Below are 17,637 nucleotides of genomic sequence, written 5' to 3'. Positions count from 1 at the left end.
GTCTAAAGCTGACGCGTTTTACAAAAATTAAGGAGTATTAATAAGGAAAGTTGGGGTTATTTCGGCGAAACTCAAGCAGTTGCTCAACATCATCATCGATCCCAGCTTTGAGTGCTTCTAGCGAAGGATAATTCTTTTCGCCATGAACAAAGTTCAAAAATGTTACCCGCATTAACAGGCCATACAGATTAGCAGAAACATCAGGGAAATGTACTTCTAATCGCCACTCTGGATGTTCCTGTTTGATGGCTGGTCGGGTGCCGACATGTCCTGCACCGAAAAGGGCTGTAGCCTCATAACCAGCAATACCTGGATATTCGGCATTTTCATTGCGAACTTTGTCTTTTAACGATTCTGTTTCACAAATCACTTCAACACCATAGATGCCATGCAAACAGGGCTTATGGCGGTTTAGACGAACATTGATAGTTGGAAAGTTAATAGTGCGACCGATTTGATCACCATATTGAACACGACCCGTAATGCTATACGGGCGACCAAGTAGCTCCGCAGCTTTTTTAAGGTCCCCTGTAGCCAAAGTTTGGCGTATTAAGGTGGAGCTAATACGCTCGCCATTCAGTTCAACGTTATCTAAATCGGTGACTTGAAAACCATAATCGCGCAAGAATTGGCTATTACCTTGACGGTTTTTCCCAAAATGATGGTCTTCACCGAGTACCAGACTTTGGGTATTCAGTTTGTATTTTAGAATATCAGCAAACTCTTCCGCACTTAAATTACGGAAAGTGTCATCAAATTTGGCAACAACAATATAGTCGATACCAAGTGCAGCCAAATGTTCCACTTTTTCACGTAATGAACTAATTCGTGGTGGTGCATCGTAACTTTTAAAATATTCTAAAGGCTGTGGCTCAAAAATCATCACCACAGTTTTTAAATCTTGTTGTTGTGCAATGTCTTTTAATTGCTGAACCATCGCCTGATGACCCAAATGAACACCATCAAAATTGCCAATGGTGACGGCAGTTTTGGGCAATTGAAAGTTGGGCGCTAAAGCATTCAGACGGAGTAGCTTCATGGGCGAAATGGTGACTAAAATTAATTTGGGCTATATATTGCCATATTCTCACAGTTTCGTCTTGTTGTTGTGTTTTTATTCAATACTTTTCTTATTCTAGATCAAGACGCTTGAGTCATTAGATCAAAGAAACTTTTATTTCGGGATATATTTTTGTCTAATGTATTCCATTCGAAATTTAATGAGTAAGTGATGTCTGATCTAGCCCTAATTATGGCCTTAGCAAGCGAATCTAAAGGATTATTCGAAGCTGAAAATATTGCAGTACATTACAGTGGTATTGGTAAGGTCAATGCAGCATTTAAAGCTTTTAAAGTGATTCAAAAAACGGGATGCACAACTTTGCTGAATTTAGGAACAGCAGGAAGTTCGCATTTTGATGCGCATTCCTTGGTTGAAGTAACAACATTTGTACAGCGAGATATGGATGTTTCACCGCTTGGCTTTGAAGTTGGTGTTACACCGATGGATCAGGAATTTCCCGCAGCGATTAACCTAGAGCCGTATTTTCAACATCTTCCCAAGGGCATTTGTGGGACTGGCGATAGCTTTGAAACTGGTGCACCTAAGGTGCCATGTCAGTTGGTTGATATGGAAGGATATGCGCTCGCCAAAGTATGTAAGAAACTTGGCGTTCGTTTGATTTCCGTGAAATACATTACAGATGGGGTAAACGACACCGCACATTTAGATTGGGAGGAGAACTTGTTGTTGGGCGCTCAAAAATTATTGGCTTTATATCAGAGTATGGAACACTAGATTTTGAAGATTTTGGCGACCATAGAAACTATGGTCGTATGCCAGAGATCAATCTCGAAGAGATTTAGATAAACCAATTATGGTCGAGGTAAAATACCGTATAGCATCATATGGACTGTATGCTCGATGGTACGTTGATACATGGTGCGATTCCGTAAGGTTTTTCCCGTCACCATTTCAGTTTGGGTGCTAAAATCAGCATAGTTTTGTGTGATACCCCAAAGGTTAATAATTAAAACCTCAGCATCGATCTTGTCTGATATTTTGCCTTGCTCTTGCCACGTGGAAATGACTTTAGATTTACGTTTGAAGAGTTTTTTTAACGGGCCTTTCAAAATTGGCAGGATATGTGGTGCGCCTTGGATAATTTCTAAAGCAAATAATTTTGATGCCTTATGTTGAGTACGGGAAACCTCAATCTTTTGCATGAGATATTGCGTGATCGCTTCAGCAGGCTCTAAATCAGCTTCCAACATTTGCAGTGGAGCTAACCATTTTTGCATCACAGTAGTCAGCACTTCGACATAGAGCGCTTCTTTATTTTCATAGTAATAGAAAATATTCGATTTGTGCATTTCCGCGAGTTGTGCAATTTCATCTAAGCTTGCACCACTAAAACCATACACAGAAAACACATCTAATGCAGCAGCTAAAAGCTGTTGACGTTTTTGCGTACTCTTCTTTTGTTCCATCTCGTCAGTAAATTATAAAAAGGAACCTCAAATTGTACGGCAAAACGTGCGATTTGTGCACAAGGATTAGGGCATTTGCAAAAGAATATGAAGAATAATTGTGTAGTTAAGTGATAAAACTAATAATAAGACAAATGTACAATTTATTTGATAAACAAATACATATTACTCATGTGGGAAATGCTGATCGAGAATATCTTTTAATTTAATTAAAAAAAGCCATTTATCAGTACGAAAAGTGTCTAATTTTCCGACGAAAATTAGACACTTCCATTTACCTCATTCAACAATTCAGAATGTCATATTTTGTATCGCTTAAGTTGAAAGTACGGCTTCTAAAACTTGTTGTTCAAGCTCTGCAAATTTGACATTTTTTTGTCGCGGTCGTGGTAAATCTACTTTGAACTGATGTGCGATATGACCTTTATCGAGCAAAATAATACGATCTGCTAACTGAACAGCTTCACTGACATCATGTGTCACTAAGATGGTGGTGAAGCCTTGTTCTAGCCATAGTTTCTCAATCAGATTTTGCATGTCTAAACGCGTAAGCGCATCTAAAGCCCCCAAAGGTTCATCAAGTAATAGTATTCGAGGTGTATGAGACAAGGCACGTGCTAGCGCTGCTCGTTGACGTTGTCCACCTGACAGTTGTGCAGGCCAAAGTTCAGATTTTTCATTTAAGCCAACTTTTTCCAATAATGCTTCAGCCTTATCATGCTGGGATTTATCTAATCCCAATTGCACATTTTTTAAAATGCTTTTCCATGGCAATAGGCGAGGATCTTGGAACATGACGCGGATGTCATCAGCGGTAATACCTTCGCGAAAGTTCAGTGCAGATTTAAATTTAATCTCACCATAACTCGGTTGTTCTAAATCCGCGATTAACCGTAACAACGTACTCTTACCACAGCCACTTCGACCTACAATGGCAACAAATTCACCAGATTCTATATGTAGGTCTAAATCCTCTAATACTTTAACTTTGCCATAGAACTTGTGCAGTTGTTCAATATTGATTTCTGCACCGATCTTTTGTGGAGCTGATCTGGCATGATCTGGAATGACATGTTCATCAGCAAGATTTGAAATACTTAAATCAGTCATACGCATTCCTATTTTTGATAGCCTGGATGCCAGCGTAATAAATATTTTTCTAAGGCAACCGCGAGTACATCCGCTAATTTACCAAGTAGGGCATACAGTAGAATCCCAACTAAAACTACATCTGTTTGTAAAAATTCACGCGCATTCATGGTCATGTAGCCAATCCCAGCTTGTGCCGAGATGGTTTCAGCCACAATTAAAAGAACCCAAACTAAACCTAGTGCGAAGCGTAAACCAACTAAAATGGAAGGAAGAGCACCTGGTAAAATAATTTCTTTGTATAACTGCCAGCGTGTTAAACCATAACTCTTGCCCATCTCGATCAGCTGAGGATCTACAGATCGGATACCGTGATACGTATTGATATAAATTGGGAAAAAAACGCCAATCGCGACCAAAAATAATTTGGCAGATTCGTCAATTCCAAACCATAGAATCACCAATGGAATTAAAGCTAAAGCTGGAATATTACGGATCATTTGTAGGGTCGTGTCGAGTAACGTAGAGGCGACTTTAGATGAGCCATTTAACAACCCTAAAAATAATCCTAAGCCACCACCAATCAGCAAGCCAATCAGTGCACGTCCCGCACTGACTTGGACATGTGTCCACAGTTCACCACTAAGCAATAGATGCCAAAAAGCCAAAACCACTGCGGTTGGAGCAGGCAAGACGCGGCTTTCTAAAATGCCAGTGACTGATGCCAGTTGCCAAATCACAATAAGGAAAATGGGTACTAACCAAGGCAACAAACGTTGCCCCAGTTGTTTGGTTCCTCGAGAGAGAAAACCTTCAGCTTTAACCACCTTGGTTTTACTCAACACGATAGAATGCTTTTGAGATTTATTTACCGCTGTTGTCATGCCGGCTCCTGAACCTGATCTCCTTTTTTATTTTCTTCAGGAGTGTAGTTATTCGCGACAATCTCACCAAAAGGTCCAGTCAGATTCGGTTGAGTCAGTTTTTGGCGTGTTTCTAATGGTAGAAGAGGGAATACCAATTCAGCAAAACGAATTGATTCTTCAAGGTGCGGATAACCCGAGAAAATAAAGGTATTAATGCCTAAATCTGCATATTCTTGGATACGTGCCGCCACAGTTTCAGGGTCACCTACTAATGCCGTGCCTGCACCGCCACGGACGAGACCTACGCCAGCCCATAAGTTTGGTGACACTTCAAGTTTCGAGCGATCTCCATTATGAAGTTCAGCCATACGACGTTGACCAACAGAGTCCATTTGTTTAAATTTTTTCTGTGCCGCAGCGATGGTTTCGTCATCAACATACTGAATTAATTCTTCAGCAGCTCTCCATGCTTCCTCGTTGGTTTCGCGGACGATGACATGTAAACGAATACCGTAATCTAGGGTGCGACCTTTAGCTGCCGCCTTAGCGCGGACATTTTCAATTTTTTCTTTAACTGCTGCTGGTGGCTCGCCCCAAGTTAAATAGGTATCCACTTGATCGGTTGCCAGTTCAACAGCATCATCAGAAGAACCACCAAACCACAATGGTGGGTAAGGTTTTTGGACGGGTGGATATAATAATTTTGCATCATCCACGCTTAGACGTTCACCATGGAACGTGAAGCTTTCACCCGTATGAGAGCGTTTTAAAATTTCGCGCCAAATCGTAGTATATTCAGTCGCAGTTTTATAACGCGTTTTATGATCTTCATAGACGCCGTCACCTTTTAACTCTTGCTCATCACCACCAGTGACTAAGTTCAATAGAACACGGCCATTTGAAAGACGGTCAAAGGTTGCTGCCATACGTGCAGCCAGTGCAGGAGTGGTTACCCCTGGGCGCAAAGCAACGAGAAATTTAAGATTTTTGGTGGCATCAATTAAACTTGCGGCAGTTAACCATGGATCTTCACAAGAACGACCAGTCGGGATAAGCACACCTTCATAACCTAGATTATCCACCGCCACAGCGATTTGTTTCATGTAGGCATGGTCGACAACACGTCCGCCTTTGCTTGTACCTAGGTAGCGACTATCACCATGAGTAGGAATAAACCAGAAAATTTTCATTACTTAAGTCCTTAATATGAGTTACTTACCAGTCCATACGACTTGGTTGATTTGTATCGGTTTAGGAATGATTTTGAGCTCAGCAAAGCGATCAGCCAGTTGTTGCTGATCTGCAATGACTTTCGCGGTTAAAGGTGCTGCATAAGATGGACGAGGTCGGCGCTGAACAAAGGTTTGGCTCACATTCGGCTTTAAACCTGTTGTTTTGGCAAAAATCGTTGCTGTAGTTTTTAAGTTCTTTTGAACCCATTGATCAGCAAGATTAATCTGTTCAATGACACCTGAAATCGCTTGAGGATGTTTGTCGATAAACTTGCCTGAAGCGAGATAGAACGTGTAATTCGGGCTCAGCCCTTGTCCAGTGGTCAAAACTTTTGCTTTATCTTCAAGCTCAGCAGCAGCGTAATACGGGTCCCAAATGGCCCATGCATCAACGGCACCTTTTTGGAATGCTGCACGTGCATCAGCAGGACTTAACCAAATTGGTTTTACATCGCTCCATTGCAAACCTGCTTTTCGGACGGCTTGGACCAATAGATAATGTGAACTAGATCCACGATGTACTGCGACACGCTTGCCTTTGAGTTGTTTAAGCTGAGTAATGTTGGATTTTTTCGGCACTAAGATTGCTGAAGAAAGTGGCTTCGCCGCCTCATAAGCAATGTAATGCAAAGGTTTATTTCCTGCTTGAGCATAAACAGGCGGGGTATCACCTGTTGCACCAATATCCACTGAACCCACTGCAAGTGCTTCTAAAATTTGAGGACCACCAGGGAACTCATTCCATGTAATTTTGGCATTGGGAAATTCTTGCTCAAACAGTTTTTGCTGTTGAGCAATCACCAAATTCACGGAAGATTTTTGGAAGCCAATGCGTAATTCCTTCACTGAGGGATCAACAGCCCATGCAGCTGAGCAACCCAACATCGCACAGGCAAATAGCATCGTTGTCATTGAATGACTTGAGGTTTTAAACCAAGTGTGTGCTGTATTTGCTGATTGATATTGAGTCATGTTCATCACCTTTTCATGTTGTTATTTGGGTGTAGGAGCAATAATTGCGGCCTGAATATTGATTTTGTTTGGAATCAATTTCTGTTGATGGAATACATCGGCAACTTTTTGCTGATGTTGAGCAACTTCAGTACTAATTGGGTAAACGCCGAAGCTCATACGTCCAATTGAGGTTTGAAGAATTTTGAAATCTAGACCTGTAGGCTTCACGAGCAGTTGAGCTGCTTCGTCTTTATTGGAAGCAATCCAATCTGATGCCTCATTAAGTTCTTGAACAACGGTTTGTATAATTTCAGGATTCTGTTCAACGAACTTACGATCAGCCATATAGAACTGGTAGTTATTGGCATTCCCTTCGCCAGAAGCGAGAACACGTGCGCCGATTTGATGCTCTGCTGCTGCAAAGAACGGATCCCAGATTACCCATGCATCGACTGCACCGCGCTCAAATGCTGCGCGAGCATCCGATGGTGGTAGGTAAACCACTTCAATATCATCAAGCGTCAAATGATTCTTTTCTAAAATCTTCAAGAGAAGATAATGAACGTTAGAACCTTTGTTTAACGCTACACGCTTACCTTTAAGTTGTTGAATATCTTTGATGTTCGAATTTTTTTGAACAATCAACGCTTCAGCGCGTGGAGTCGCAGGTTGATTTGCGACATAAACCAAATTTGAATTCGCTGCTTGGGCAAAAATAGGGGGGGCTTCACCGACTTCACCAAATGAAACACTGCCGACATTCAAACCTTCTAACAGTTGTGGTCCACCTGGGAACTCTACCCATTTCACTTGAATGTTTTGATCCTTCAAAACGGCTTCTAATTCACCACGTTCTTTAATCACGGGCAGTAAGCCATACTTTTGATAACCGATATTTAACACTTGGGTTTTATCTTCTTTTTTTGAGTCGCAACCAGTGAGTAGCAAAGCACCTGTTAACGCAGAAGACAAAATGAGTGTTTTTTTCCAAAGATTAGCGTTAAAGCTGCTCATATTGAAAATCCTGAAAACTTAAAAATAAAAAAAATCAAAAAAATAAATGCGTCATGTAACGCGCCTAAGTTAATGAATTTTCTATTTCGTAAAAAATAAGAATTCAGGAATTCCTAATGAATAAAAAAGATAAAATTAAAAGAGAAAAAAATATCTAAAAAAATGCAAAAGACTCAAGCTGATAATAGCGATATTTTTGTTTCTAAGTTAATGAAATATATAAATATATATTAAAATATTAAATTGTGATAATGATATGATTTGTATGAATATATCGAATGAGTGTGAAGATAGTTCAACTAGGAATATCGATATATAAAAGAAAGATAAAGCAGTTCATGAGGGTGCAATAAAAAAGCCACTTTAGAGTGGCTTTTTACAAACAATTGAGTTTCTTTGGAAATTATAAAGTGCCTGACGCGCTTGTGGTAAGTCATCCACCGATGCTTTGACAAACCCTTGTTCCAAAAACCAATGTGCGGTTCGTGTCGTAAGAATAAATAACTGTTGGATATTAGACTTTTTTGCTTTCTCTTCTAAATAGTGCAAGATTTGGCTACCACGATTTGATTTGCGGTAACTTGGATGTACTGCCACACAGGCTATTTCTGCAGAACGAATTTCATTTGATTCAGTTGGTATTGGATATAATGCTGCACAAGCCAGAACCATACCGTCACGTTCAATCACAGCGAAATGATCAATTTCATTTTCTAAGCGTTCTCTAGAGCGGTATACCAAAATGCCTTCTTGTTCTAATGGGCGTAATAAACTGATTAATCCACCGACATCCTGAATCGTCGCTGTGCGGACTTCTTCATAATGTGCATCGGTGATCATCGTGCCATGCCCATCACGAGTAAATAATTCTTCGATTAATGCACCATCATGTTCATAAGATAATAAATGAACGCGGTTAACGCCATTTAAAGAGGCTTCCTTGGCATTTTGTAAATGCAATGCCAATTCATAATTTTGCTCTAAAGCAACGTCAATATGTTGATCTAGCTGATGCGGGGTCACTTCGCGCAACAACTGCTGTGGGCTTTGCATTAAACCTTGTTCGGAACCGAGAAAAATGAGTTTATCGGCACCGAGTTGGATAGCTGTTTTGGTCGCCACTTCTTCAGCAAGCAAGTTATAAACTTCACCAGTGGTTGAATAACCTGAGGGGCCAAGCAATACAATATTGTGATTGTCCAAATGTTTTTGAATCGCATCTGCATCGACTGAACGCACTTCACCGGTAAGTTGAAAATCGATACCGTTACGAATGCCATAAGGTTTAGCTGTTATAAAATTACCAGATACCACATCAATGCGAGCACCATACATGGGTGAATTTGCAAGTCCCATAGACAATAAGGCTTCGATTTGTAAACGGATTGAGCCTACGGCAGACATGACCGCACCTAATGAGTCACGTGTTGTTACTCTACGATGATTATGAAAAGGACTATCTAAATTCTTCTCAGCAAGATTTGCACTGATTTGTGGTCGTGCTCCATGAACCAGAATGAGTCGAATGCCGAGAGAATGTAAAAGGGCAATATCATGAATAATATGTTGAAAATTTGGTGATTGAACTGCTTCGCCGCCAAACATTAAAACGAAGGTTTTATTACGATGGGCGTTGATATACGGCGCTGAGTTTCGGAACCAATGCACATATTGCTGTGTCATATTTTGAATTGTATCTATTGAGTCCGATTGCATGCATGTACCGATAGAAGCGGGAAGTGGTCATCAGATTCTAAACAAAAAAATGATTTTCCACACCTGCATTAAAATAAAGACATAAAAAAGCCCAAACTGAGTTTGGGCTGAGTGCAGGGAAGATCAATTTGAGAAGATCTAGGAATAAGCTTATCCGATGATACGCACGATGCGATCTGTACGCTCATTCACTAAGACATAGTCTCCATTAATTTTGTACCACTGCTGGTTACGCGCCGCTTTAGGTAGATTCTTCGCTTGACGATCACTTAACTCAAATTTTGAAGAGTTGAATTGACGTGGTAACTGTTGACCTACTCGCCATTGACGGCTTGGATTTACATTTTGGAAGCCACGATTTTGTTCATAGCGGTCATGTTGATATTTCGCAGTCTGACCTTTATTCCAATGCGCTGGTGGAGGAGTTGGTTTTGAATAGTGACGACCATCGTCATGTGGACCAGCCATCGCAGATGTTGCCAATAAACCACTCATTGCTAATGTAAGTACTGATACTAACTTTTTCATGTGGGATACCTCTAACTTTGTTATTTATCCGATATCGCTAAAGTACAAAATGATTTGAGATAAACCGTGGAGAGATATAGTCAATTTGTGAAATGTATGAAGAAGTGATGAAGATGAATGATTAGGATTGAACTCAACAAAAAACCCGACATGAAGTCGGGTCGATTTAAACGTCAAAATTAATCTTGCTGGATTTTCAAAATGCTATTGCTGTTTGAATCCACCAGAATAAAGTCATTATTCACTTTGTACCATTGTTGGTTTTTACCAGGTTTTGGTAGGTTATGATCTTTATATTCGGTTTTATAACTATTGCCACGATAGTGTTGAGGCATGACGTAGCCAGTTTGCCATTTATGTTGACGTAAACGTTTTACGCCACGCTCTTCTCTGTTTTTACGACGATCTTGGAACTCTTGATCTGATGAAGCATCATATTGAGTACGTTTCTCAAATCCTTTACCACGTTCACGTGAACCTTTATCTTGGTAGTCATCAGAGTAAGGAGCAGCATTGGCAATATTTGCTGTAAATATTGCACTTAAAGATAATGTCAAAACTGTCATAATCTTTTTCATATTCCGCCCTCGTTGACCTTATAAATTGGGGTTCACACTAATGTACTGAAAAAATGCAGAGAAACTGTGAAGATAGAATGTAATTTAGATTAAAAATAACGAGATAATAAGAACATATTTTAATAGGAATGAAAATAGAAACCGATGCTTTAGCTGAGCAATCAATGCTTTGAGCAATTTTAAATTTTGAATCCTAATATGATTTTTAAATTGTAAATATTTTAATAACACAGAAGATGATTTTCTTTTAAATAAGAAAAATCATCTGATCCGTTTCATCTCAGTGCCACTGATTATGATATTCCTGCAATTGTTGAATAGCTTCGATAATGATCCACGCAGTTTCGGCATGATCTAAACCTTGAACTAATGAAGCATCCAACTGTAACTGTTCGATCGTTTGGATCGTTGATAATTTTCGAGCTTGGTCTGCCATATTATTTCCTTATAAAAGTGTTGAATTTCATGGCATTGATCATAGTTAAAATTTATAAATATAAAAAACCGAATATTTTTCTCAATTTAATCTGATTATTCGATTAGTGTTCGAATCAAATGCTTAGAAGACAGCATAATTTTTTATATCGATAAACTTAGCGTATGTATAGACTTTTGTTATAGTAAGAACAATTTTAAAGCAACACTAGGAATAGGTTATGTCTGTCGCTCCGCGTATTGGGATTTTAGGTGCTGGTGGCCGTATGGGTCGTACATTGATTCAAGCAGTTCAAGATGCTGGTTATCAATTAGCAGCAGCGGTAGAGCGTCCAGGCAGTAGCCTTATTGGCGCGGATGCAGGCGAATTAGCGGGTATTGGTACACTTGGTGTGAAAGTCGTGGGTGATATCCAAGATGTTTTAAATGATTGCGATGTATTTATTGATTTTACTGCACCAGTTGCAACTGAACAGCATTTGAAACTGTGCCGTGAGGCTGGTGTTGCATTAGTGATCGGTACGACGGGAATGAACGATGAGCAAAAAGCATTTTTAGATGAAAGTGCAACGATTGCTCCTGTAGTGTACGCAGCAAACTACTCCGTAGGCGTGAATGTATCCATTAAACTTTTAGAATTAGCATCTAAAGTCTTTGGTGACAGTGTCGATATTGAAGTGATCGAAGCACATCATCGTCATAAAGTTGATGCGCCATCAGGTACTGCTTTAATGATGGGTGAGGCGATTGCTGATGCATTAGGTCGTGATTTGAAGCAAGATGCTGTGTATCACCGTGAAGGGCATACTGGTCCTCGTGAACGTCAAAGTATTGGTTTCCAAACCATTCGTGGTGGCGATATTGTGGGTGAACATACGGTAATGTTTATTGGTGAAGGTGAACGTGTAGAAATCACACATAAAGCCACGAATCGCATGAATTTTGCTGCAGGTGCAGTACGTGCCGCTGCTTGGGTTGTAGGTAAAGCACCGAAAAAATATGACATGAAAGACGTTTTAGGCTTCAACGATATCAAAGTTTAAGTTTAAAAATACTGCGTGATCATCTAAATAATAATGTTAAATATGAAGAATAAAAATGAAGAAAATTTCTATGATCTGCTTGCTTGTCAGTGCCATTGGCCTGACAAGCCAAGTTCAAGCCAATGAAGCCTCTCGACTCACCATTAACAAAAACAATATTAAAGTGTGGACGATGCAAAATCTTGATCATCCTGTGTTGTCCTATCGTGCTGAAACAGTAGTGGATGCTTCACTCGAAAGAGCAGTTGCAATAGTTTTGGATGTGGAAAATGCAAAATCATGGGTACCCAATGTCGGCTCAGCACAGGTGATTTCTCAAGATTTGAAGCAAGGGGAATTTAAACTCTACATGGTGTTAGATTTTCCATTTCCTTTGAAAGATCGAGATCTGATTGTGCAAGGGAAAATGTATAAGGATTCAAAAGGTATTATTCATATTAAGAATAAAGCTTCGCAAACGGGAAAATCGAAGAATCCTCAGTATATTCGCCTGCAACACTATGTTGGAGACTGGAGCTTTGAACAGATTGGACCGAATAAGGTAAAGGTCAGCACTTCAGGATATGCGGATCCAGAAGGTGCAATTCCACAAAGTGTGACCAATATGTTTGTACAACAGCAGCCTTATCAAATGTTGCAAAAAATGAAAACTGAATTAGCAAAATCTCAATCTGCGCAGATATCGTTACCAGATATTTTGAAATAATGACGTTACATCAGTCATTTAATCATTTTTCAAAGTGTAAGCTGTAAATTGCTTTAACTCTGCTGCTTGAGGCAAATGAAAACTCAAAATTGGTTGCTTTGTCTTAGATGCCTGATCCAATAGAAAAACTTGGTAGGTCTGTTTTTTGGAATCATCACATTGAAAATTTAAATTTTTTTGTGTGGGACTATTGAGCTTGACCGCATGATCAGAAGATACGGTGTAAAGGTAAATTTTCTCCTGCTCTGGAGATTCAATACTTTTTGTAAAACGATAATGACTGTTGTGCGTCACTTTCAAGAAGCCATCAATTAATGATGTACAAATAAATTTTTGCTCAAGTGCAACTTGATCGATAGCATGCTCTGGTTGGCAAGCTGTCAAAAGTGTTACCAAGGGTAATATCAAATATAATTTATCGTTGTTCATATGGCCTCCTGTGTGTTTTTAGCTGTAAGACCATCATAAATTTGCTAGGTTTATAGATACAGATACACACATTTTATAAAAATGAGCACAGTTCATGTTTCAGTATCAAATCTTAGCCAAACATATCAAACAGAAAATTCTGAGTGGAGAACTGTGTTCAGGACAGAAGCTCATTTCCCTTCGGCAATTTTCAGCATTACATGCCGTCAGTTTAAATACAGCAAAAAATTGTTATGCATTATTGGAATCGGAAGGGCTCATCACTGTTAAAAATAAATCAGGTTATTTTGTACAACATTTGAAATCCAAAAATGATCAACCAGTATTGCCTTATCATCGTGAATTTGAAGCTGAAGCAAAGGATATCAGTAACTTAGATTTGCAAATTGAAATACAGGAGTCTTCAACCAATAATCGATCAATTCATTTAGGTGCAGTACAAATCTCTCCAAATCACGTGCCTGTAGATGCAATCCGAAAGTCAATTCAACGTGCTTTAAAACACAGTCAACCTGAAGATTTCCTTTACAGTAATCGACAAGGGCATTTGAGATTGAGACAAGCTTTATCAGACCATTGGGCTGAAGATGGGTTTTATATCAATCCAGACGAGATTTATATCACCAATGGCTGTATGGCTGCGTTATCACTCGTGGTTCAGCTCTTGACCAAGGAAGGGGATGGCATTGTGATTCCAACCCCAAATTTTAATGGTCAATTACAGTTGTTAGGGACACTGAAACGCAAGTTGATTGAGATACCTGCAAATGTGGATGGTTTTGATTTAGAACGCTTAGAAAGAGCAATGCAGCACCCCGATACCAAAGCCTGTCTATTGACTGTGAATTATCAAAATCCACTAGGATTTGAGCTTTCTAATCATGATAAGCAGAAGATTGTGCAATTGGCTGAACAATATCAATGCTATGTGATTGAAGATGATATTTATGCTGAATGTAGTTTTAATTTACAAAGACCTTTACCGATTAAGCATTGGGATGAAGCAGGCTATGTCATTTTATGCAGTTCAATATCAAAATCATTGTCCAGCGCATATCGAGTAGGTTGGTTTTGTTTACCGCCAAGGCTTAAACATTTACATCGTCAAATTGTCATTCAAAATGTCAGTGTGAATACACCTTTGCAATTGGCTTTGGCTGACCTGATGTATAGTAGAGCCTATCGTGAGCATCTACTCCGATTAAAACCAAAATTAAATCATCAAGTTGATGCATATCGAAAAACGATATTAAACGCTTTCCACGGGATCGATATTGGGTTAAGTCAGCCGGATGGTGGTTATGTTTTATGGCTGCAATTGCCGACACATATTGATGGTTTAGAACTCTATTATGCCGCACGTCAACATGGTATTAACATTGTTCCCGGTGATGTTTTTGGAGAAGAGCGCCGTTATAAAAATTATATTCGCTTAAATGCAGGGCATGAACTGACTCATGAAATTCATGACTCCATCGTGTTTTTAGCGGATTGGGTGAAACAAAAAATGAGGTCATCATCCCAAGCACCTTCTTAAAAAGTTTATGGCGCTAAACTAAGGTTTTTAAAGCAGTGATTTTCATGATCATCAATCATTCCTATCGCTTGCAGATAAGAATAGATAATGGTTGGACCCACGAATTTAAAACCATTCTTTTTTAGAGTTTTAGACAGTTGCAGGCTTAATTCGCTTTGTGTTGGTGCTAAGCGATAGTCTGGCACAGAATGAACTTTGGGTTGATGCCCTACAAAACTCCATAGCCATTTGACCATATCAGGCATGTTTTGGCGCATATTCAACCATGCTCGAGCATTATCTCGAATCGCCTTTAGTTTACCTAAATGACGAATTATGCCCGGATCTTGTGCTATTTCGATTAAATGTTCATCTGTAAAAGTCGCAATTTCTTCAATGGTGTATTGAAAGAAATGATGTCGATATCGCTCGCGTTTTTTTAAAACAATAATCCAAGCGAGTCCTGCTTGCTGACCTTCTAAACAGAGCACTTCAAATAAGGTGTGTTCATCATATACAGGAACACCCCATTCTTGATCGTGATAATCAATATAAATCTGCTCATCGGAGCACCAGCTACAGCGTTGAATCGTCATGCGAATGCTCCGAAGTGATCAAATGGTAAAAGCAACCCACTGATCGTTTTGATTGTCCCAAAAGAACAACTCTGCTTGTTCTAAATCCGAAAAATTAATCCAGAAATCTTTACCTGCTTTATCTGCAAAACCAGTGCTAATCAACAGAGCTTCTTCGGTAATTTCCATAATCCAGCCCTGATGGCTTTGTCCATTTAAGACAATACGTTGTTGATTGCCAGATTCTGCAAATTCAACTAGACGATTAATCAAGGCTTCTGACATGAAAACTTCCTAAAAATAAAAACTTTAATTTAACGTAAATAAGGGTATGGATTGACAGGGCCTCGACCGCGACCATCTAAGTAAATTCCATAATGTAAATGAGGGGCAGTATGTCGAGCATTACCCGTATTGCCGACATAACCAATATGGTCACCTCGTCGCACGAAGTCACCCTCATTGAGACCTTTTTTATGCTGATCTAAATGCGCATAATAATGCCAAGAACCAGCGGGTCCTAAAATCCAAATGACTTTCCCACCCAGCTTATTATCGCGCATACTGCGAACAATTCCATCAGTTGCACTATAAACTTTTGTACCACGAGCCGCCAAGATATCAATGCCTTCATGTGTTCGACCGTGACTTCGTGATGCACCCCAAGTGTCTGTCAGTTGTCTCGCTTTTACACCTTGTACTGGGATAGGTAATTTTCGATCCAAAGGAAGCATATGTAAACGAGCAACGAGGGTTGGATCAAGCGGCGTTTGTTTTGGAGGTTGGCTACTGCAGGCGACAAGTAAAATAGCTACACTTAGGATGATGTAATGTCGCAAATACTTAGTCACTCGAACTCCTTGATATGATACAGCCACACTTATTTGAATCGACTATGTCACAAATTCACGGCTGAGATCAATTTTTTCATCGCAGTTGGAATGCCCATTTCTGTTACAACTTGTGGAGCGAGCCATTCACCTCCTAATTCTGTTTGGAGGTATTCCATCTGGTCGAAATCAACATGGAAAATATGTGCATTCAGTAACCAGGTAAAGTGGGTGAAACTGTGTGAAATTTGAGTTGGTAATTGATTACTCACCAAACCATATTGCTGAGTCAATTGACTAAATTCTGAAGTTTCATCAATGATGGGTAAGGTCCATAAACCACCCCATAAGCCTGAATGCGGACGTTGTTGCCATAACCATGTATTTTCAGTACTTCGCAGTAATAAAACATCCGCAGTCTTTATAGGCACTGCTTTTTTTGGCTTTTTAAATGGTAACTCTTGTGTCAGACCCTGCTTTAAAGCTTGGCATTCTGACTGCATTGGACAGTACAGGCAAAGTGGTTTTTTAGGAGTACAAATTGTTGCACCCAAATCCATAATGGCTTGCGTGTAATCATGGTTGCGTTGTTCAGGACAGAGTTGCTCGGCTAATTCCCACATTGCACGTTCATGGACAGGCTTTGATAAATCATCTTCAATGGCAAAGAAACGTGCTAAAACACGCTTAACATTTCCATCCATTATCACGCCGTATTTGCGTAATCCAAGTGACATCAATGCACCAGCAGTTGATCTACCTATTCCTGGCAGGGCCATCCAAGCTTCTAAAGTCTCTGGAAAATGTCCATTTTGACTTACGATTGTGGCTGCTTTATGCAGGTTGCGAGCACGCGCATAATAGCCTAGACCTGCCCAGTAAGGAGCAACTTCATCCCAAGTAGCATGACCTAAATCGGTGACCGTCGGAAAGCGCTCAATAAAACGATCATAGTATTTCAGAACAGTTTTCACTTGGGTTTGCTGCAACATAATTTCAGAGACCCAAACTTTGTAAGGATCATCTGCGACTTGCCATGGCAGGTCATGTCGACCATGTACATCAAACCAATCCAGTAACGCAGTTGAAAAAGAAAACATGAAAATACCATTAATACAATCTGTGCTCAGTATAACCAATCTAGGCAAAGACCTTTTAAAAAAGCATGAAAAAAGGCGCATATTGCGCCTTTTTGTAAAATCAACATTACTCTTGAATAATGCCCCAACGACTATCTAATTTAAGCGGTTGGTTTTTGTAACGAGGAATAATATGGATGTGTAAATGTTCCGACTCTTCATCGCCAAAAACTTTGCCATCATTAAAAGCGATATGAAAGCCTTCCGGATGATGACGGATTTTTAACTCGTTACGTGCCAGTTCTAACAACGACTGTAAACTTTTACGCTCTTTATCGGTAATTTCAAAAAAAGAACTCACATGACGTAAAGGAATAATAACGGAATGTCCTTTAGTCAACGGCTGCTGTTCTGGCAAAATCACACCGAATTCATTTTTATCAATCACATCATATTCATCGTGATTGCAATAAGTACATTGTTCACTCATCCTTATATTCCTCTTATATTTTATCTTCTTTCTTCAATAATCTTAGCGCTAATAAACTTTGAAAGTA

General features: G+C 39.6%; 21 protein-coding genes. 4 read left to right on the top strand and 17 right to left on the bottom strand.

The features are described 5' to 3' along the window. Positions 1-37 precede the first annotated feature (37 nt). Positions 38-1,039: a riboflavin biosynthesis protein RibF gene (gene ribF, locus AC1M84_RS05035; RefSeq protein WP_481594541.1), complete on the bottom strand. Its 1,002-nt coding sequence runs from the start codon at positions 1,037-1,039 to the stop codon at positions 38-40. 189 nt (positions 1,040-1,228) lie between these two features. Between ribF and AC1M84_RS05030 the strand changes: the two genes are divergently transcribed. Beyond that, complete coding sequence (locus AC1M84_RS05030) at positions 1,229-1,798, top strand: 5'-methylthioadenosine/S-adenosylhomocysteine nucleosidase family protein (protein ID WP_481594540.1); 570 nt, start codon at positions 1,229-1,231, stop codon at positions 1,796-1,798. Between the two features lie 77 nt (positions 1,799-1,875). On the opposite strand, the gene AC1M84_RS05025 is transcribed toward AC1M84_RS05030, so the two are convergent. The 10 genes from AC1M84_RS05025 to AC1M84_RS04980 form a co-directional block, all read right to left on the bottom strand. Beyond that, a complete protein-coding gene (locus tag AC1M84_RS05025; protein ID WP_035264923.1) occupies positions 1,876-2,490 on the bottom strand; it encodes a TetR/AcrR family transcriptional regulator in 615 nt (204 codons plus the stop codon). Between the two features lie 315 nt (positions 2,491-2,805). Beyond that, the gene (locus AC1M84_RS05020) at positions 2,806-3,600 is read right to left on the bottom strand and encodes an ATP-binding cassette domain-containing protein (protein WP_481594539.1); all 795 of its coding nucleotides are present in this window, start codon (positions 3,598-3,600) and stop codon (positions 2,806-2,808) included. A gap of 8 nt (positions 3,601-3,608) precedes the next feature. After that, positions 3,609-4,406, bottom strand: a complete 798-nt coding sequence (gene ssuC, locus AC1M84_RS05015) for an aliphatic sulfonate ABC transporter permease SsuC (protein ID WP_180000343.1) — start codon at positions 4,404-4,406, stop codon at positions 3,609-3,611. 53 nt (positions 4,407-4,459) lie between these two features. After that, positions 4,460-5,635: an FMNH2-dependent alkanesulfonate monooxygenase gene (gene ssuD, locus AC1M84_RS05010; protein ID WP_092766595.1), complete on the bottom strand. Its 1,176-nt coding sequence runs from the start codon at positions 5,633-5,635 to the stop codon at positions 4,460-4,462. Positions 5,636-5,656: 21 nt separating this feature from the next. Beyond that, entirely contained in the window at positions 5,657-6,589 is a 933-nt protein-coding gene (locus AC1M84_RS05005; protein ID WP_257219958.1) for a sulfonate ABC transporter substrate-binding protein, read from the bottom strand. Positions 6,590-6,670: 81 nt separating this feature from the next. Then, positions 6,671-7,645 (bottom strand): sulfonate ABC transporter substrate-binding protein, encoded by a 975-nt coding sequence (locus AC1M84_RS05000; protein ID WP_481592772.1) that lies wholly within the window; start codon positions 7,643-7,645, stop codon positions 6,671-6,673. Between the two features lie 363 nt (positions 7,646-8,008). Next, positions 8,009-9,361, bottom strand: coding sequence for an amino-acid N-acetyltransferase (gene argA / locus AC1M84_RS04995; protein WP_481592773.1), 1,353 nt, complete (start codon positions 9,359-9,361; stop codon positions 8,009-8,011). Positions 9,362-9,511: 150 nt separating this feature from the next. Continuing rightward, positions 9,512-9,889 (bottom strand): RcnB family protein, encoded by a 378-nt coding sequence (locus AC1M84_RS04990; protein ID WP_481594538.1) that lies wholly within the window; start codon positions 9,887-9,889, stop codon positions 9,512-9,514. Positions 9,890-10,068: 179 nt separating this feature from the next. Beyond that, entirely contained in the window at positions 10,069-10,467 is a 399-nt protein-coding gene (locus AC1M84_RS04985) for an RcnB family protein (protein ID WP_092766593.1), read from the bottom strand. Between the two features lie 280 nt (positions 10,468-10,747). Further along, positions 10,748-10,903: a hypothetical protein gene (locus AC1M84_RS04980; RefSeq protein ID WP_171076739.1), complete on the bottom strand. Its 156-nt coding sequence runs from the start codon at positions 10,901-10,903 to the stop codon at positions 10,748-10,750. A gap of 220 nt (positions 10,904-11,123) precedes the next feature. Between AC1M84_RS04980 and dapB the strand changes: the two genes are divergently transcribed. Next, positions 11,124-11,945: a 4-hydroxy-tetrahydrodipicolinate reductase gene (gene dapB / locus AC1M84_RS04975; RefSeq protein WP_035264896.1), complete on the top strand. Its 822-nt coding sequence runs from the start codon at positions 11,124-11,126 to the stop codon at positions 11,943-11,945. Positions 11,946-12,000: 55 nt separating this feature from the next. After that, positions 12,001-12,651: an START domain-containing protein gene (locus tag AC1M84_RS04970; protein ID WP_481594537.1), complete on the top strand. Its 651-nt coding sequence runs from the start codon at positions 12,001-12,003 to the stop codon at positions 12,649-12,651. Between the two features lie 18 nt (positions 12,652-12,669). Here AC1M84_RS04970 and AC1M84_RS04965 read toward each other — a convergent pair whose 3' ends face one another. Beyond that, positions 12,670-13,080 carry a hypothetical protein gene (locus AC1M84_RS04965; RefSeq protein ID WP_481594536.1) on the bottom strand — a complete coding sequence of 137 codons (411 nt, stop codon included), beginning with the start codon at positions 13,078-13,080 and terminating at the stop codon, positions 12,670-12,672. Between the two features lie 94 nt (positions 13,081-13,174). Here AC1M84_RS04965 and AC1M84_RS04960 point away from each other — a divergent pair, with 94 nt between their 5' ends. Beyond that, positions 13,175-14,617, top strand: coding sequence for an aminotransferase-like domain-containing protein (locus AC1M84_RS04960; RefSeq protein WP_481594535.1), 1,443 nt, complete (start codon positions 13,175-13,177; stop codon positions 14,615-14,617). Between the two features lie 5 nt (positions 14,618-14,622). On the opposite strand, the gene AC1M84_RS04955 is transcribed toward AC1M84_RS04960, so the two are convergent. From AC1M84_RS04955 to AC1M84_RS04935, 5 genes are all read right to left on the bottom strand, one after another. After that, complete coding sequence (locus tag AC1M84_RS04955; RefSeq protein WP_481594534.1) at positions 14,623-15,192, bottom strand: DNA-3-methyladenine glycosylase I; 570 nt, start codon at positions 15,190-15,192, stop codon at positions 14,623-14,625. An 18-nt stretch (positions 15,193-15,210) separates the two neighbouring features. Next, positions 15,211-15,456 (bottom strand): hypothetical protein, encoded by a 246-nt coding sequence (locus tag AC1M84_RS04950; RefSeq protein ID WP_035264881.1) that lies wholly within the window; start codon positions 15,454-15,456, stop codon positions 15,211-15,213. Between the two features lie 29 nt (positions 15,457-15,485). Then, entirely contained in the window at positions 15,486-16,010 is a 525-nt protein-coding gene (locus AC1M84_RS04945) for a M23 family metallopeptidase (RefSeq protein ID WP_035264946.1), read from the bottom strand. A 59-nt stretch (positions 16,011-16,069) separates the two neighbouring features. After that, entirely contained in the window at positions 16,070-17,101 is a 1,032-nt protein-coding gene (gene mutY, locus AC1M84_RS04940; protein ID WP_481594533.1) for an A/G-specific adenine glycosylase, read from the bottom strand. A 106-nt stretch (positions 17,102-17,207) separates the two neighbouring features. Continuing rightward, entirely contained in the window at positions 17,208-17,576 is a 369-nt protein-coding gene (locus AC1M84_RS04935; protein WP_265596980.1) for an HIT family protein, read from the bottom strand. Positions 17,577-17,637: the final 61 nt, after the last annotated feature.

It is taken from the genome of Acinetobacter sp. 24-47-66 (assembly GCF_056779755.1).
Note: the sequence above shows the minus strand (reverse complement) of the source record. Positions and strands in the feature narration are given on the sequence as shown.

Bases quoted from the DNA above. Each gene is read 5' to 3' on its own strand.
- AC1M84_RS05025 (WP_035264923.1), bottom strand. From the start codon at position 2,490: ATGGAACAAAAGAAGAGTACGCAAAAACGTCAACAGCTTTTAGCTGCT.
- argA (WP_481592773.1), bottom strand. From the start codon at position 9,361: ATGCAATCGGACTCAATAGATACAATTCAAAATATGACACAGCAATAT.
- AC1M84_RS04980 (WP_171076739.1), bottom strand. From the start codon at position 10,903: ATGGCAGACCAAGCTCGAAAATTATCAACGATCCAAACGATCGAACAG.
- ssuD (WP_092766595.1), bottom strand. From the start codon at position 5,635: ATGAAAATTTTCTGGTTTATTCCTACTCATGGTGATAGTCGCTACCTA.
- ribF (WP_481594541.1), bottom strand. From the start codon at position 1,039: ATGAAGCTACTCCGTCTGAATGCTTTAGCGCCCAACTTTCAATTGCCC.
- AC1M84_RS04990 (WP_481594538.1), bottom strand. From the start codon at position 9,889: ATGAAAAAGTTAGTATCAGTACTTACATTAGCAATGAGTGGTTTATTG.
- AC1M84_RS04965 (WP_481594536.1), bottom strand. From the start codon at position 13,080: ATGAACAACGATAAATTATATTTGATATTACCCTTGGTAACACTTTTG.
- AC1M84_RS04970 (WP_481594537.1), top strand. From the start codon at position 12,001: ATGAAGAAAATTTCTATGATCTGCTTGCTTGTCAGTGCCATTGGCCTG.
- AC1M84_RS04955 (WP_481594534.1), bottom strand. From the start codon at position 15,192: ATGACGATTCAACGCTGTAGCTGGTGCTCCGATGAGCAGATTTATATT.
- AC1M84_RS04960 (WP_481594535.1), top strand. From the start codon at position 13,175: ATGTTTCAGTATCAAATCTTAGCCAAACATATCAAACAGAAAATTCTG.
- AC1M84_RS04950 (WP_035264881.1), bottom strand. From the start codon at position 15,456: ATGTCAGAAGCCTTGATTAATCGTCTAGTTGAATTTGCAGAATCTGGC.
- AC1M84_RS05000 (WP_481592772.1), bottom strand. From the start codon at position 7,645: ATGAGCAGCTTTAACGCTAATCTTTGGAAAAAAACACTCATTTTGTCT.
- dapB (WP_035264896.1), top strand. From the start codon at position 11,124: ATGTCTGTCGCTCCGCGTATTGGGATTTTAGGTGCTGGTGGCCGTATG.
- AC1M84_RS05005 (WP_257219958.1), bottom strand. From the start codon at position 6,589: ATGACAACGATGCTATTTGCCTGTGCGATGTTGGGTTGCTCAGCTGCA.
- mutY (WP_481594533.1), bottom strand. From the start codon at position 17,101: ATGTTTTCTTTTTCAACTGCGTTACTGGATTGGTTTGATGTACATGGT.
- AC1M84_RS04985 (WP_092766593.1), bottom strand. From the start codon at position 10,467: ATGAAAAAGATTATGACAGTTTTGACATTATCTTTAAGTGCAATATTT.
- AC1M84_RS05020 (WP_481594539.1), bottom strand. From the start codon at position 3,600: ATGACTGATTTAAGTATTTCAAATCTTGCTGATGAACATGTCATTCCA.